At 49.3% G+C, this 15,511-nt stretch carries 17 protein-coding genes and 1 pseudogene; 12 read left to right on the top strand and 6 right to left on the bottom strand.

Annotated elements, in window-relative coordinates:
* From Q0095_RS01675 to Q0095_RS01660, 4 genes and pseudogenes are all read right to left on the bottom strand, one after another.
* Nucleotides 1-205: pseudogene (locus Q0095_RS01675) on the bottom strand (UDP-2,3-diacylglucosamine diphosphatase); the annotation flags it as partial.
* 43 nt (nt 206-248) lie between these two features.
* Nucleotides 249-1,268 carry an N-acetyl-gamma-glutamyl-phosphate reductase gene (gene argC / locus Q0095_RS01670; protein ID WP_297880768.1) on the bottom strand — a complete coding sequence of 340 codons (1,020 nt, stop codon included), beginning with the start codon at nt 1,266-1,268 and terminating at the stop codon, nt 249-251.
* Entirely contained in the window at nt 1,258-1,749 is a 492-nt protein-coding gene (gene greA / locus Q0095_RS01665) for a transcription elongation factor GreA (protein WP_177388511.1), read from the bottom strand. The genes argC and greA overlap by 11 nt, the downstream gene beginning before the upstream one ends.
* 48 nt (nt 1,750-1,797) lie before the next feature.
* Entirely contained in the window at nt 1,798-2,985 is a 1,188-nt protein-coding gene (locus tag Q0095_RS01660) for a lipid-A-disaccharide synthase (protein WP_297880766.1), read from the bottom strand.
* Between the two features lie 68 nt (nt 2,986-3,053).
* Here Q0095_RS01660 and Q0095_RS01655 point away from each other — a divergent pair, with 68 nt between their 5' ends.
* From Q0095_RS01655 to Q0095_RS01600, 12 genes are all read left to right on the top strand, one after another.
* The gene (locus tag Q0095_RS01655) at nt 3,054-3,554 is read left to right on the top strand and encodes a hypothetical protein (protein WP_297880764.1); all 501 of its coding nucleotides are present in this window, start codon (nt 3,054-3,056) and stop codon (nt 3,552-3,554) included.
* A 414-nt stretch (nt 3,555-3,968) separates the two neighbouring features.
* Nucleotides 3,969-4,748: a 5'/3'-nucleotidase SurE gene (gene surE, locus Q0095_RS01650; RefSeq protein WP_297880762.1), complete on the top strand. Its 780-nt coding sequence runs from the start codon at nt 3,969-3,971 to the stop codon at nt 4,746-4,748.
* Nucleotides 4,741-5,409, top strand: a complete 669-nt coding sequence (locus Q0095_RS01645) for a tRNA threonylcarbamoyladenosine dehydratase (protein WP_297880761.1) — start codon at nt 4,741-4,743, stop codon at nt 5,407-5,409. Before surE ends, Q0095_RS01645 begins: the two co-directional genes overlap by 8 nt.
* Nucleotides 5,410-5,584: 175 nt before the next feature.
* A complete protein-coding gene (locus tag Q0095_RS01640; protein ID WP_297880759.1) occupies nt 5,585-5,890 on the top strand; it encodes a hypothetical protein in 306 nt (101 codons plus the stop codon).
* Nucleotides 5,891-6,085: 195 nt separating this feature from the next.
* Nucleotides 6,086-6,583 (top strand): nitroreductase family protein, encoded by a 498-nt coding sequence (locus Q0095_RS01635; RefSeq protein ID WP_297880757.1) that lies wholly within the window; start codon nt 6,086-6,088, stop codon nt 6,581-6,583.
* 2 nt (nt 6,584-6,585) lie between these two features.
* The gene (gene modD / locus Q0095_RS01630) at nt 6,586-7,437 is read left to right on the top strand and encodes a ModD protein (protein ID WP_297880755.1); all 852 of its coding nucleotides are present in this window, start codon (nt 6,586-6,588) and stop codon (nt 7,435-7,437) included.
* A 115-nt stretch (nt 7,438-7,552) separates the two neighbouring features.
* Nucleotides 7,553-8,254 carry a molybdate ABC transporter substrate-binding protein gene (modA, locus tag Q0095_RS01625; protein ID WP_297880753.1) on the top strand — a complete coding sequence of 234 codons (702 nt, stop codon included), beginning with the start codon at nt 7,553-7,555 and terminating at the stop codon, nt 8,252-8,254.
* Nucleotides 8,251-8,919 (top strand): ABC transporter permease subunit, encoded by a 669-nt coding sequence (locus tag Q0095_RS01620; RefSeq protein WP_297880750.1) that lies wholly within the window; start codon nt 8,251-8,253, stop codon nt 8,917-8,919. The genes modA and Q0095_RS01620 overlap by 4 nt, the downstream gene beginning before the upstream one ends.
* A gap of 65 nt (nt 8,920-8,984) precedes the next feature.
* Entirely contained in the window at nt 8,985-9,530 is a 546-nt protein-coding gene (locus Q0095_RS01615; RefSeq protein ID WP_005869581.1) for a superoxide dismutase family protein, read from the top strand.
* A 399-nt stretch (nt 9,531-9,929) separates the two neighbouring features.
* On the top strand, nt 9,930-10,463 hold the full coding sequence (locus tag Q0095_RS01610) for a DUF1104 domain-containing protein (protein WP_297880748.1): 534 nt from the start codon (nt 9,930-9,932) through the stop codon (nt 10,461-10,463).
* A 367-nt stretch (nt 10,464-10,830) separates the two neighbouring features.
* The gene (locus Q0095_RS01605; RefSeq protein WP_297880746.1) at nt 10,831-11,493 is read left to right on the top strand and encodes a response regulator transcription factor; all 663 of its coding nucleotides are present in this window, start codon (nt 10,831-10,833) and stop codon (nt 11,491-11,493) included.
* An 18-nt stretch (nt 11,494-11,511) separates the two neighbouring features.
* Entirely contained in the window at nt 11,512-12,609 is a 1,098-nt protein-coding gene (locus Q0095_RS01600) for a HAMP domain-containing sensor histidine kinase (protein WP_297880770.1), read from the top strand.
* Between the two features lie 891 nt (nt 12,610-13,500).
* Here Q0095_RS01600 and Q0095_RS01595 read toward each other — a convergent pair.
* Together Q0095_RS01595 and Q0095_RS01590 are read right to left on the bottom strand one after the other, a co-directional pair.
* The gene (locus Q0095_RS01595; RefSeq protein WP_297880744.1) at nt 13,501-14,097 is read right to left on the bottom strand and encodes a phosphoesterase; all 597 of its coding nucleotides are present in this window, start codon (nt 14,095-14,097) and stop codon (nt 13,501-13,503) included.
* Between the two features lie 84 nt (nt 14,098-14,181).
* Nucleotides 14,182-15,327: an RNA ligase gene (locus Q0095_RS01590; protein ID WP_297880742.1), complete on the bottom strand. Its 1,146-nt coding sequence runs from the start codon at nt 15,325-15,327 to the stop codon at nt 14,182-14,184.
* Nucleotides 15,328-15,511: the final 184 nt, after the last annotated feature.

The following is a 15,511-nucleotide window of genomic DNA, read 5'->3' as shown; positions in this document are numbered from 1 at the left end:
TCTCCTCTTCGTAGAAGCGCTGCACGTAGGTCGTATTTGCCAAAAAATCAAACATATCTCCCATCATAAAAATTTGAGGCGGCGGCGTGGGTTCGGCCTTCAGCGCACGCAGAAATTTCAAAAATTGCGGTCTGCTCGCGCCTGCGTGCGCATCGCCGATAAAGATCGCGCCCGGTTTTATCGTCTGAATTTGATCATTTTGCATTTAGGCTCCGGCGCGTGACGGCTTTTGCAAAAAAGTTCATCGCTTAAATTCCGTGCGCGATGCGCGGCAGCGCCGTAGCTTCGGCGAATCCGCACATTAAATTTGCGTTTGCGACCGCCTGCGACGATGCTCCGCGCAAAAGATTATCGATCGCCGAGTTGATCCAAATTCTATCGCCCGCAGTTTTTACAAAAATATCGCAAAAGTGCGTCCCTACGACGTTTTTTATACTCACGGGTTCGCTTCGGACGCGCACGAAAGGCTCATTTGCGTAAAACTCCCGCAGCACCGCCTCTGCATCCACGCTCTTTTGCAGTACGCCAAACGCGCTAACTAGCATTCCGCGCGTAATCGGCAGCAAATTCGGCACGAAAAGCGTGCTAAATTCGCCGCCTTTTAAAATTTGCAGCTGCTCTTTGATCTCGTCTGCGTGGCGATGCGAGATCGGCGAGTAGGCATTTGCGTTTTCGTTCGCGCTTACGAAATGGCTGCTCGTTTTAAGAGCCTTGCCTGCGCCGCTTACTCCGCTTTTTGCGTCGATAAATACGCCGATACCGGGATCGAGTAGCTGCACGAACGGCGCGAGCGCCAAAATGGAGCAGGTAGGGTAGCAGCCTGGATTTGCCGTAAGCCGCGCCGCGCGGATCTTTTCGCGATTTAGCTCGGGCAGTCCGTAAACGGCGTGGGCTAAATTACGAGGGTCTAAATGCGTGGTGTAATTTTTCTCGTAAAGCTCGCGGCTTAGGCGGTAATCAGCCGATAGATCGACTACCTTGACGTTTTTAAATTTTAAAATTTCGCGGGCAAATTCCATCGCTTTTCCATGCGGCAGCGCCAAGAAAATAAGATCGCATCTTTGTGCCGCAACGCGAGCGTCCGCAGCTTCTACGCGCATCTCAAACACGCCGCGCAGCTGAGGGAAAATTTCGCTTATTTCACCCTGCGACGAAGCGCCCAAATACGAAATTTCAAAGCCCGGGTGGGACAGTAGAGCCTTAATCAGCTCAAGCCCAGTATAGCCGCTAACGCCGATGATGCCTACTTTTTTCACGCTAATTCTCAAATTTAATCGGCTTGTATTCGACGCTTAGAATTTCCACATCGCGTGTGCCTGATGGTAGTTGAAGCACCACCTCATCGCCCTCGGCTTTGCCTAAAAGCTGGCGCGCAAGCGGCGTATTGATATTGATAAGTTTGCGCGAGATGTCCGCCTCGCTAAGGCCTACGATAGTGTAAACCTCCTCCCGCTCGGTCTCTACATCCATAAAGGTAACGGTGGAGCCGAATTTTACGCGGTCGTGCTCGTAGGTCGAGGGATCGATGATTTTACTTCGAGAGACGATATCGCTAAGCTCGGCGATGCGCGAGAGCAAAAACGCCTGCTCTTCGCGCGCCGCGTGGTACTCGGCGTTTTCTTTCAGATCGCCGTGTCCGCGCGCGATGTCGATCTGCTGCACGATGTGAGGTAGCTTCACGCTCTGAAGCTCCTTGAGCTCGGAGGTGATCTTTTCATATCCGTAAAGCGTCATTGGTTCTGTCGTCATAATCTTCCTTTCTTTTTATCAAATTATATAAGCTTTAGCCTTAAAATTTTAGCTCGCAGGCTGCGTTAAAATTTTTGCCACGTTTTCGCTGGAGCCGAACTTTAGATAATCTCGCAGCTTCTTGCTCGCAAGTTTAAATTTAGCGGCGTCGCAGCGCTCGTATGCGGCGAGTAGGTTTTGCGCGCTTACTTCGGATTGCAAAAGCTCCTCGTGCAGCGGCTCCTCGCCCAAAAAATCAAAAATAATATTTGCAAGCCCCACGTGCTTTAGCTTTACGAGCTTTCGCGCAAGCCAAACGTCAAACGCGCGCGCTTTGTAGCACAGCACGAACGGAGTGCCGATGAGCGCTGCTTCAAGCGTTGCCGTGCCCGAGCAGATGAAGGCAAAATCGCAATCCTTAAGCGTGGCAGGAGTATCGTTTACGATGCTAAAGCCGTCTGGAGGCCCGTAAATTTCATCTCTTTGATCCATCAGATGCGGCGGGATTATCAAGACTCGCTCGCTATTTTCAAATTTAGGCGCAAGGGCTCTAAAAATCGGCATCAATCTTGAAATTTCAGCCCTGCGCGAGCCCGGCATAAAGGCGATCTTGTCCTGTTTTTCGTAGCTTGTTTTTTGGAATTTTATCTCGTCAAGCAGCGGATGCCCCACGAAAGAGTACTTTGCGGTTTTGGCACTTTGCTCGCTTGGGCGCGCGGTATCCTCTTTCGGCACAACATTTTTATCTTTTGCTTCTTGTGCTGCAGCGTCTTTGTTCTCCACTTCTTGCGGCACAGCGCCTTTATCTACCTCACAATTCGCGCAGAAAAATTTTGCCTCAAAAGGCCAGATGGAGAGTAGATTGTCGCAAAACGCCTTCAGCTTCTCCGCTCTGTGCGGCTTCCACGCCCAAACCTGCGGCAGGATATAATATGAAATTTCCGCGCGCGTGCCGCTTTCTTTGATCGCGCGAGCTAGCGGTAGATTAAACGCGGGCGAGTCAATCAAAAGCACGCGATCGCACTCCGCCGCAAGCCGCGTCATCTGCGCTATAGCGCGCTTGGCTTTTAAAATTAGCGGCAGAATTTCTATAAAGCCCATCGCCGAAAATTCGCTGCTTTTATATAGCGGCGAGCCTAGCTTTTCATCGAAAATTCCACAAATCTCGCAAGCGGGATCGAGTTTTTTAAGATGCTCAAGAACCTCTTTGAAATGCAGATTCGCCGAGGGCTCTAAGCAAGAGATTAGGTATTTCAAATTTAGCCTTTTGAATTTTTGTCAATTATAGCAAAATGTGCTAAAATTAAACCGACAAAGGATTTAAGATGAGAAATTTTAAAATTTTAGCGCTATGCGGCGTGTTCGTGATGTTGCTAGGCGGTTGCGGCGCGGCTAAATACCAAAAGCGTCAAGTCACCGAGGATCCCGCAGTAACTGCACGCTTTGAGGCGCTTAGTAAGTTAGGCTCGCCCGCACTCGTCGCTAAAGCCGCAGCTAGCGAGATCGCAGCGGACACGGGCGGTGCAAAACCCCATGTTAAGGTTGCGCAGTTTGCCTTCCTCGAAGAAATTAGCGCACAAGGAAGCGATCTGATCTACGCCTACTCGCTAAGCCCAGGCTGGGCGAGCCTGAAAAGCTCCGATCGGCAAAAATATCTCAAATTGCTAACCAAGGATATTACCGAAAATGACTGCAACGCACCTAGTACGCGAGCTTTATTGCGAAGCGGAGTGCGTGAAGTGCACCGGTTTTTCTACGATTATCCGAGCTCGCACCTACTTGATTCGCAGGTGAGCGAGGAGATATGCCGCAAAGCAGGGTTATAGATAAGTCTAGCGTAATTTTATGCCGCGGATTTGCATCGGCGCGAAAGCAAAATTTCGTGGTGTAAAATTTTACGATAATTTAAAAGGCGGAATTTGTGGCGAGTTGCGGAGTGCGGTCGCAAAATTTAATTTAAGGAATTTCGAAAGCGAAATTTAGGCGATGAAATTACGTGGCAGGCTATAAAATTTGTAGCAAAAAAAGATAAAATTTCGTAGCAAAAAGGCGGAATTTTTCTATGAATTTTGTGATCTAAGTTCGTGATGGAATTTTTGCGAAAAAATTTGGCACGACGAAATTTTATGCCACGCAAGCTAAATAGCAATTTTTGCATAGTAAAGAATTAAGCGCTAAAATTTTACAGACAGAATTCCGCTCTAATAGGTCTGTCATGAAATTTTAGCTAAAGAGAGAATATGAAAGAAATTTTAATCACCAACGACGACGGATTCGAAGCGCGCGGACTTTTGGAGCTTGCAAGCGCGCTAAGAGGGGTCGCAAACGTCACCATCGTAGCGCCAAGCTCGGAAAAATCGGCCTGCTCGCACTCGCTCACGCTCACGCGTCCGCTTAGATTTATCAAGCTTGACGACGGATTTTTCAAACTCGATGACGCTACGCCCGCAGACTGCGTGTATTTGGCGCTCCGCGCGCTGTATAACCGCAAGCCCGATCTTGTGATAAGCGGCATAAATCACGGCGCCAACGTCGCGGAGGACGTGACCTATTCGGGCACGTGCGGAGGCGCGATGGAGGGGGTCTTGCAAGGCATTCCTGCGCTCGCGGTGAGCCAATTTTACGTCGCGGATTCGCTGCAGCGATACGGATTTGATCTCGCGTGCGAGCTCGCGGTTGATCTAGTGGGGAAAATTTTCAAAAACGGCTTTCCGCTGCCGCCAAAGCAGTTTTTAAATTTAAACGTCCCTGCCGTTTCAAAGCAAGATTTCAAGGGGCTAGTAGTCGCGCCATGCGGCGAGAAGCTCTACGACACCGACGCACAGCTAAACCGCAATCCGCGCGGGATGGAGTATTATTGGCTCGGCAAATCTACGCTCAGTTTTGATGCGAGCAAAAACGAAAACAGCGACATTTCGGCACTTTTTGAGGGGCGGGCAACGCTAAGCCCGATTAAGTTAAATTTGACCGCGCACGAGCAGATGAGCGCGCTAGAAAGGTGGATGAAAAACAATGAGTGAAGTTGTAGTAGACCGCTTTTCGCGCTCGCGCCTGCTTTTCGGCGAGGATTTTGCAAGGCTTCAAAGCGCTAAAATTTTAATCTGCGGCGGCGGCGGCGTGGGCGGAGCGGCGATAGAGGCGCTGTACCGCAGCGGCGCGGTAAATCTAAGCGTGATCGATTGCGATCGCTTCGAGATAACCAACCAAAATCGCCAGTTTGGAAGCGAGCATGTAGGCGAGCTAAAATGCGAGGTTTTCGCACGCAAATTTAAGGGCATAACGCCGATCGCCGCTAGGATTGATGAGGAATTTTTATCGGAATTTGATCTGGCAAAATTTGATTTCGTAATCGATGCGATCGATGACGTGGGCGCTAAGATCGCGCTTGCGCTGCGCTGCAGCGAGGCGGGCGTAGACTTCGTAAGCTCGATGGGCGGCGCAAAGAGACTCGATCCCGCTAGAATCGAAATCCGCTCAATCTGGCAGACGCAGGGCGATCCGCTCGCGCGCAAGATCAGATACGAGCTGCGAAAGCACGGCTTTGCGGGCGATTTTGACGTCGTCTGCTCGAGCGAGCCGCCGCGCGTCAAATCGATGGGCAGCTTCATGGGAGTGACCGCGAGCTTCGGGCTTTTCATCGCAAGCTACGTCGTGCGCAGGCTGATAGGCGAGCAGGCTTGACGCTTAAATTTCATAGCGTTTCGGCGTGCGGCTCCGCTTAGTCGTGTTTGGCGGTTAAATTTTAGATATTTTGAGCTTACGATCCGAGTGCGCTTTGCATGCGGTACGGCGCGGCAAGTGCTTTGCGGACGCGCGCGATTAAAATTCAAAAGCGGCGAAAGCGGAATTTTACCGGATGACGAAGATAAAATTTGTTCGGCGCGAAGGTGAAATTTCATTGCTGCGAAGGATAAAATTTTATCCGCAAAGATCGACGCAGACTCGGCGCGAGATGAAATTTAAGGACCACGCGAGCTACACGCGCATGCCGATGTATACGGCGCGCAGTTTTAACAAGCCAGATAGCGGCCTAGGATTAAAATTTAAATACGCGGATCGCAAGCTTGCTCGTGAGCGAAATTTAAGCAAGCTGAGTTTGAGCGGATGTTCTTTGCGGCGGATTTTCGCAGCAGCGCGATTTGAAATTTTATCGCAGTTTTGAGCGCTTTTTGATGCAAAAAGAGGCGCACCCAGGCAAGCAAAACTAAATTAGCGCGCATCGGCCGCCGCGTAGCGCCTAAATAAGCGCAACGTGTAAGCAAGGCTCAAGCAAACACAGCGGCAAGCTTACTTCTAAATTCCATTTTTTACCGCTCGCAAAAAGCGGAATTTAGAAATTTAATTTAAAGGAGCAGCGATGAATGAAATTTTTACACGCATGAGCGTGCGGAATTTTACCGAAAAAATGCCGAGCGACGATCAGATCGAGCTCGTGCTAAAAGCCGCGATGCAAGCCCCTAGCGCGGGCAATCAGCGCTCATGGGAGTTTTACGTAGTGCGCGACCGCACCACGCTTACGCTACTTAGCAGCGTCGGCACCTACGGCGGCTGCACGAAAGACGCGCCGCTTGCGATCGTGGTCTGCACGCGCAAAAGCGGCTTAAAATTCCAGCCCTACGCTCGCTACGACTGCGCTTGTGCGGCAGAAAATCTTTGGCTGGCGGCGCACCATTTAGGGCTTGGCACCACATGGCTGGGCGTAGCGCCCGATATTTACGCGATGGAGCGTGTAAGAGAAATTTTGGATCTGCCTGGGCATTTGGAGGCGTTTTGCATTATGCCTTTGGGCTTTCCGTCTCGCGTCACAAAGGCGCACTCGCGCTTTGAGCCCGCTAAAATTCACTTCGTAGGCTAGAGATGTTTATTTCTCAGAGTAAAATCGACGATCTAATCGCTAGCGACGGCGCGTTTTTGGATCTTACGACCGAGCTTTTGTGCGGCTGCGTGGATTTGGGCGCGCCCGCGCGGCTTTCGATCGTAACGAGGCAGGATCTTATTTTTAGCGGTGGGCAGATCGCGCGCGAAGTAGCGGCGCGCCTTGGTTGCGAGACGCAGCGGCTAGCGCGCGAGGGAAGCGTATTTTGCGCGGGAGAAGAAATTTTTAGCGTGCGGGGAAGCTTTGAGAGCTTGCATAAAGCTTGGAAGATCGTTCAGATCGTGTTTGAATACTCCTGCAAAATTTCAACCTACGCGCACGAGATGGTTGCGCTGATGCGAGAAGTTAGTCCGCGCTGCGTGCTGGGTGCGACGCGCAAGAGTTTTCCTTTTGCGAAGGAGCTTTGCGTAAATGCGCTGATCGCGGGCGGCGGGAGCATGCACCGCCTAGGGTTGCACGACAGCGTCCTGTTTTTTTCAAACCATATCCGCGCGTTTGCGAGCTTTAGCGAGTTTTGCGCGCAGATCGCTAAATTTAAAGAGCGCGCGCCAGAGCGAAAGATCATGATCGAAGTGGCGAGCGAGGGCGAATTTAGCGAGCTCTTAAAATACGCGCCGGATGCGATAATGTGCGATAAGATGAGCCCTAGCGAGCTTAGAGCCTGCGTTTTGAAGCGAGATGAGACGGCGCCGCAGGTTAAAATTTGCGCCGCGGGCGGTATAAATAAAAATAACTGCGCAGAGTTTGCAGCTACCGGCGCAGACGTGCTCGTAAGCTCGGCGGTTTGGAATCAGGGCGTGTGCGATCTAGGCGGAAAGATAGAATTTATCTAAATATTAAATTTTAAATTTAAGGCGCAGAAGTCTAAAACAGGGCATAAAAACGCAATTTATTAATAAATAAGAGTATATTTTGTAGAATTCTTAAAATTTCAAAAAAAGGATTTTCATGAAAAAAATTGCATTTATTTTGGCGCTTGCGGCAAGCGTTTCGTTCTGCGCGGCTCAGCTGATAATCGCAGCCGGCGGCGGATACAAAAAGCCCGTCTCGGCCGTGATCGAAAATTTGAAAAAAGAGGGCATGGACGTGGCGGGATCGTTTGCCAACCTCGGCCAGCTCGTTATTCAATCGCGCGAGAATAAAATTTCATTCATCGTGGGCGACGAGGCGTTTTTGAAAAAAAGCGATCTAAATATCACTAAATTTGAACGCGTCGGGCGCGGCACGCTCGTTTTGGTGACGCCGAAAAATATCAAAATAAACGATGTCTCCGAGATCGCAAAGTTCGATAAAATCGCGATGCCGGATCCCAAAAAGGCGATTTACGGTATCAGAACGAACGAGTTTTTACAAAACGCCAAGATGGAGCCGGTAAAAGATAAAATTTTAGCCGTCGCGGGCGTGCCGCAGGTAGTCGCTTACGTCATCAACGGCGAGGTGCAGGCGGGCTTTATCAACAGCACCGAAGCGGTCGCCAAAAAAGATGAGTTCGGCTCGATCATCTACATCGACGAGAGCCTCTACAGCCCCGCATACATCGGCATCGCAATGCTTAGCGCGTGCAGCGAGCAGGCGCTTTGCGAAAAGGTGATGAAGGAGTTTAAATCGGACCGCTCAAAAGAGATTTTTTCAAAATTCGGTCTTAAATGAGCGACATCGCTTGGATCACGCATCCTTTGCTTTTAAGCGTCAAAGCCCTGTTTTGCAGCTTTTTGCTGCTGATTACGGCAGGGCTAGCAATTGCGTATTTTTTAGCTTTCAGCCAAGCTAAATTTAAAAAGATCGTCGAAATTTTAGTGATTTTTCCGCTCATCTTCCCGCCGATCGCAACGGGATTTTTGCCTCTTTACATCTTCGGAAAGAGTGGATTTATCGGCTCTGCATTAAATTTAGACATCGTTTTTAACTTTTCTTCATTGGTAATCGCCGCGTTTTTGGTGGGACTGCCGCTGTTTGTAAAGCCCGTATGCGCGAGCTTTGAGCTCTTTCCGAAAAGCTTAATCGAAGCCGCGCAAATTTTAGGCAAAAACAGAGCTAAAATTTTCCTCTTCGTCATCCTTCCTAGCTCGCTTAAAACGCTCGGCTCCGCGCTCATTTTAGCGCTCTCGCGCGGGCTTGGCGAAGTGGGTATCACGCTGATGCTGGGCGGAAATATCGTGGGCAAGACCGATACGTTAAGCCTTGCGATCTACAATGCCGTGTATGACGGAGAGAACGAGCGGGCACTGATTTTAAGCGTTTTGCTCGTAATTTTTAGCCTGATTTTATTCTTCGCGATAAACCTTTTAGATAAAAAGCGAAATTTATCTAAATAAGAAAAATTATTTTTTAAGTATTTTTGGATAAAATTACACTCACATTTCACTTTAAAGGATTTATCATGAAGAAATTTCTAATTTCATCAATTTTAGTCGCAAGCGCCTTGATCGCTCACGAGCACGGCGATATGCAAAATTTTGACCCTAAGACCGGCAAGCACCTCGTCATCGCGATGGAGCAGCTGGGCGAGAAGGGTAACGTGAGCGTAGGCGAGGTCGTAGCGGTCGAGACGAACTACGGCGTGGCGTTTTTCCCGAATTTAAAGGGTCTTACTAGCGGCGTGCACGGCTTTCACGTACATCAAAACGCCGACTGCGGCGCGACCGAGAAGGGCTTAGGCATGAAAGCGGGCGGCCACTGGGATCCGAGCGATACCAAAAAGCACTCGTTTGCTTGGGACGATAGCGGCCACAAGGGCGATCTGCCTGCACTTTTCGTCGATGCTGAGGGCAATGCAGTCTATCCGGTGCTAGCTCCGAAGATCAAGAGCTTAGATGAGCTAAAGGGCCACTCGCTGATGGTTCACGTAGGCGGCGATAACCACAGCGATCATCCGAAGCCTCTTGGCGGCGGCGGCGCTAGAATGGTCTGCGGCGTTATAAAATAAGCCTCGTTGCGGATGAAATTTAATCATCCGCAATCTCTAAGCATGTCCGCCCTGTGGTTAAATTTACGCGACGAAATTTCGCCGTCCGCAGCGCCGAGATACCCTCGCCTTGCCGTTAAATTTAAACGCGGCGGGCTTTAACACAACCTATGCAGCGCAAAATTTATGCTAAATTTACGCGCTGCGCACCTCTTGCTTTCCGCTTAAAATTTTAAAATTTAGCCTTGTTTGTGCGCATTGCGCTTCCGCTTTGTTTTTGCCGCAGCGGCGTAAAATTTTCTAAATTTAAATCAAAGCTTTAAATCTACGATGCCGAGCTATTTTGACGGTGCAGCTTTACTTAACTTTTTCTTCACGACTTTTTCCTACAATTATGCCAACTTTCACAAAGGAGAGAGAATGAAAAAGATTGTTTTAGCAAGCGTTTTAGTCGCAGGCGTGCTGTTCGCCGCAGATTTTAGCTCGAGCAGCCCCGAGCAGATCAATGCCGCAGTCGCGGGCGCCGACGCCAAGAACTTAAGCGAAGCGGCGTTTGAGATCGATAAGCGCGCAGGCGAGCTAAGAGCGCAGGCAAGGGATCTCAAGCGCGGATTTAAGACGGAGTTTAAAAAGATCCTCGACGCTATGAGCGTCGAGGATCGCGAGAAATTCCTAGACGAGTTTAGAAAAAACTATAACGTCCAGGCGGGCAAGCTAAGCGTCGAGCAGGCGGATAGGCTCGATATCGAGCTTAAAGATCGCGGTAATTTCGGCAAATTTAAAAGGCCCGCTCACGGGTTTGGCCCGCACAGATCGCAGGCGGCTCCAGGAGAGTGCGGCCATATGCCGCATAAAGGGATGGGTGACGGCGCGGGTCCGGCAATGCCGCCAAGAGGCGATATGCCGTGTAATCAAAACGCGGGTGCCGCTGTGTGTCCTATGACGCAGCAATAGCTGCCCGCGCGCAAGCTACGTAGTTCCGCACAACACTTGCGCGGAATTTTGTTTTATCGAAACACGGCGCAGAATTTTAAAATTTTAGAATTTCGTAGCGGCGGAATTTTAAAGCCCAGTGTTTTTACCTGTAAATTTTAAAATTCCGCGGCGTGAAAATTTAATATCGTAAAATTTTAGTTTCTTGCGCCGCGCCGCGCGAATAATACTAGGCGAGCAATCTTATAAGCCTAAATTTAGTAAGCATACTTTTGAGCCAAGACGCGCTGTTTCGCTGCGATAAAATTTGCCGCGAAATTTCGTAATTAAATTTTACGTGGAATTTCACAGGGTATAATTTCAAAAATTCTACGCAAGGAGGCGGGCTATGGCAAGGGTTTTGATCGTCGAGGACGAGGGGATGCTGCTAGATATGATGTGCACCTACATGCGCAGCGCGGGGCACGAGGTAAGCGGCAGTAAAAGCTACGACGAGGCGCTCTCTTTAGCGTACGAAAAGAGCTTCGATCTGTGGATCTTCGACGTCAAAATCATCGGCGGCAACGGCTTTGCGCTGCTTCGCGAGCTGCGCGAGGCGGGGCGCGGAGCACCGTGCATTTTCACGACGTCGCTAAATACTCTGCAAGACGTCGAAAGCGGCTTTGGAAGCGGCTGCGACGACTACCTCAAAAAGCCTTTCGAGCTAAAAGAGCTGGCTCTGCGCGCGGATAATCTACTAAAGCGCACCTTCGTCCACAACGCCGCCCTGCGCGAAAATATCGGCGGAGGTTTTAGCTTCGATATGGCTCAGCACACGCTTTATCGCGACGGAAGAGCCGTGCCGATGCCGCAGAAGCAGGCGCGGCTTCTTGCTCTACTTCTGAAAAACCGCGATAAATTCCTTAGTAAAGATGAAATTTTCGCCGCGCTGTGGGACTACGACGAGAGTCCGAGCGAGCTTAGCCTGCGCGTTTATATCGCGGAGCTGCGAAAAATTTTAGGCAAGGATCGCATCATAAACGCCTCCAAGTTCGGCTACAAATATGTTTAGGAGCGCGCCGTGTCCAAAATGCGTCAAATTTTACCGATTTTTTTACTCTACACTCTTACTAGCATCTTGTTTTTAGTGCTAATAAGCAGCATATTTTATGAGAGGGAGAAGTTTTTTATCGCGGATCGCGATGCCTTTGCGATCAGAGATTTCAAACACGGCTTAGAGGCTAAGCTTGCGCGCGGCGGGCGCCTAAACGAGGGCGATTTCGACGCCATGCAGGCATACGCGGCGGATCTAAATAGCAGCGATGAGATCGTGCGGGATTTCGAGCCGAAGGATGACGCGCCGCGCGTGTATATGGAGGGGTCTGGCAGGATCGAGCAGTTTAATCTCACCGCCAAGGACGGCACGGAGTACTACGTAGCGATCAAAACGGAGGCGCTTGAGGGCAAGCTCGCGGCTCTGAAGCTTAAAATTTTAGCCGCGAGCGCGCTTGTTTTGGCACTTATTTTGTTGATCGCGTATTTTATCATCCGCCTTTCGCTGCGTCCGCTTTATGAAAAGATCGAATTTTTAAACGGCTTCATCCGCGACACGACGCACGAGATAAAGACGCCTCTCAGCGTGATTTTGATGAGTATCGAGCTTTTTGATACCGGGCCGAAAAAATATCTAGGCAATATCAAGGCGGGCGCAAATACGATAAACGCGCTCTTTGAGGACTTAACCGTGCTAAGCTTAAACAAAAGCGGCAGCGGGCGAGAGGTAAATTTAGGCGAGCTGCTGCAAAGCCGCACCAGGTATTTCGGCGTCGCTGCGGAGCAAAAGCGCATAAGCTTAAGCGCCGATCTGCGCCCGGTAGCCTTTTGTGCGGATGAGTTTAAGCTACGAAAGATCATCGATAATCTGCTTGGCAATGCGATAAAATATTGTGATGAGCTCGGCTGCGTCGAGGTGAGCCTAAGCGAGCGCTCGCTTCGCATAAAAAACAGCGGCGCGGGCATCGCGCAGCAAAATTTGCCGCATATTTTCGAGCTTTACACCCGCTTTGATCAGCGCAACGGCGGCTTTGGCATCGGGCTTTTTATCGTGAAAAAATACTGCGACGAGCTCGGGCTTAAAATTTCGTGCAGAAGCGAGCCTGGAGAGACGGAGTTTCGGCTGGAATTTTAACTTTACCCAAATGAAATTCTGCGCAAACGAAATTTTAGCGGGCGGGCTTGCTAGACTTAGCTGCGAGCGGGTTTAAATTTAGCTAGCGATTCCATCCACGAAATTTGCGCTAGGTTATAATTTGACGGCAGAATTTACGCATGCAATTCGGTCACGTCCGAAAAAATTCGCCGATCGGTTTGCAGAATATGCAGCGAAAATTCTATAAAATTCCGTGAAATTCTGTATGAATGCAAGCAAGATTGCGGCGGCTAGGGATAAAATTTGCAGTAGCTTAGATAAAATCGTGCGCGACAATCGGCAAAATTTCGTGAAAATTTCGCGGCGCGCAAATCAAGTTCGCCCTTGCTCTGCTATCTCATACATGCCGTATTCATAGCCCGCACAAAAGGCGGCGTCGCTTTGGGTTTTGATACTCGAACGGAAGCTACCCCGCTTCCCATTCTTGCCGCTCGGAGCGTTGGCGCGGACTACACGCGGATAAATTTTAAAATTTAGATAAGCTCTGCCCTGCCGAAGCGAAGCTTTATTAAAACGTGCGGCAAATTTTAAAATTTGCGCGGGGTTAAAGAGCAAACGAGACAAAAGAGGCTAAATTTGATCATCTCTCACTGGGCGCTCTTACGACCTTCGCGCTATCTGCCGCCTGCTTAAATTTTATCATTTCCCGCCTAGCGGCCAATAAACGATCGGTTTGTCTCCGAGCCTTGCTTCGCCGTGATACATACCGAGCTTATCTTTCGTCCACGTAAAGCTCGTGCGTCAGCGCTTATCGATCGAGATGATGTCGCCGAGCCCTTTGTCTATCCCGGTATTATGCGGGTGCTTTTGTAAGATATTGCGGCAGGCTACGCTTAAATCAATGCTGTGGCTGTCCGTGTTTAGCCCGGATCACGAATATCTTGCCGCGATTTGCCTTTGCCCTAAAATTTGCACGATCTCCTCTAAGCTTAAAATTTTGCCGTGCGAGTCAAAGCCTACGTTTAGTATGCGCCCCTCCAGGCTGGAAGCGCGGTCGTGCAAGTGTCCGTGAAGCATAAAAGAGCCTTTCGAGGCGTGGTTGTGCTCCTCTACGGGATAGTGAAACATACAGATGCTCATACCCGCTTTGCCATCCTTCATCGCGCCCGCGCCGCCGTCAAAATTTAGCTCCTTGTAGTGCAGGATATCGCTAAAAATAGGATTTCCGTCATCTTTTAGCTCGCGTAGCAGCGCTTCTTTGTTTTGGCTAATGAGCGTATCGTGGTTGCCTAGAATCAGCACATGCGAACCGTTTAGCCTACGTGCGACGCTTTTTAGATCCTTTAATTTATTACAAAATGCAAAATCGCCCAGATCATAAACCGTATCCTCGGGCCCCACTACGGCATTCCAGAGCTCTATTAGCTTTTCGTTCATCTCGCTTACGTCATTAAAAGCCCTAAATTTAGGGCAGTATTTCATAATATTGCCGTGATAAAAATGCAAATCGGAGGTAAAAAATATCATCATTTTTCCTTTAAGCTTTAATCGCCGCATCAAATTTGAGCTTTACGTAAATTTACGTGGCGTCAAATATTCGCACGATAATCGTTAAACTTTTTCTAAAAATTCTTTTATAAAGCCTAGCTTGCCCTGCTCGTCAAGGGATCTAAATTCACGCTCGTTTGCTTTGATGTGATCGACCAATGGGTGAAATTCCTCATCGAGCTTGGTTTTATCCAGTTTGCCGGAAAGCGCCTCGTTTTTACTGCGAGCAAAAAATTTATTCACGAGATAATAAGGCGTTTTCATCTTAAAGCAAAAATCGTTTTGGCTTGGGATATACACCATAAAGCCCTCGAATTTCGCCTCTTTGACTATATTTTTAAGCTCCGCAAAGCTCGTTTTTAGATACTGCTCGCCATCTTTATAAAAAGGTCTTTTTAGTGCGCCAGCGGTACTTGCGGCGATCTTATCCAGCTCAAATTCGCTCTCTTGCGCGCCGGTTTTAACGTCGATAAGTCCGATAAAAGTCTCTCCAAGCTCCTCTTCTACAATGTGCGGATCGCTCTCGTCGGTGATCTCAAATAAAAAAGTTTTATTTGGATAGCGTTTGAAAATCTCTTCAAATTTGCAGCAGTGCTCGCGCGCCATCTGCGCAAATCTACTATCGGTCGATCCCGTCGTGGAGTAGATGACGCGGCGGTTAAAGCTCGCGCCGCTTTCGTGGGCATCTACGTAGGTGCAACACCCCAAAAAGCCGTTTACCTTTCGCACGGCAAGCACGGGCGTATCGTCTGTGATGTCGATAGGATAAAGGCTTTTGCGCGAGGTAAATTCCGAGTAGTTATAGACCTTTTTAAATGGACGCACGATGATATTTAGATCATCGTCCATTATGAGCCCGCGCATCTCAAGCAACGCCTTATCCCAATCGGCTTTGAAAAAGACGCGTTTTGAGTATTTGTAGGTGCGAAGCTCGGGATAAAGCTCGCTTTGACGCGCACTCCAGAGCCTTTTATCCTGTGTGGCGGCGATATATTTTTTCGTTACGTAGGTATTTTGCGCCGCATCAAAGGGCAGATCGCGCCTGTTTAGAGCCGCCGCGTCTTTGATCTTTTGTGCTACGCTTTCGCTCATAGGATTGACGGGCGGGATCAAAATTTCGCCCTCTATTTTGTTGTTTGCGACCTTGATAAACATCGCTATTACCGTATTTTCGTCGACGCCGTGCTCGGAGGCGAAGAAATTTTGCATTCTAAAGCATTCGAAAATAAATCCATTTTGGGCGGCTTGCTCTTTTAGGCTTAGCAGCTCTTTAGTGCGCGCGCTCACGTTGCTAAGCACGATAAGAACATCTCTATCTTTGTTTTCCAGGGCAAATTTATACGCCTACTTCGGCGTGGCTGCCTTTGCGCTTCAATACGTTTTGCGAAGGAAA

The organism is uncultured Campylobacter sp. (assembly GCF_938045535.1).
Classification (GTDB): domain Bacteria; phylum Campylobacterota; class Campylobacteria; order Campylobacterales; family Campylobacteraceae; genus Campylobacter_B.
This window is presented reverse-complemented; position numbering and strand designations above follow the sequence as displayed.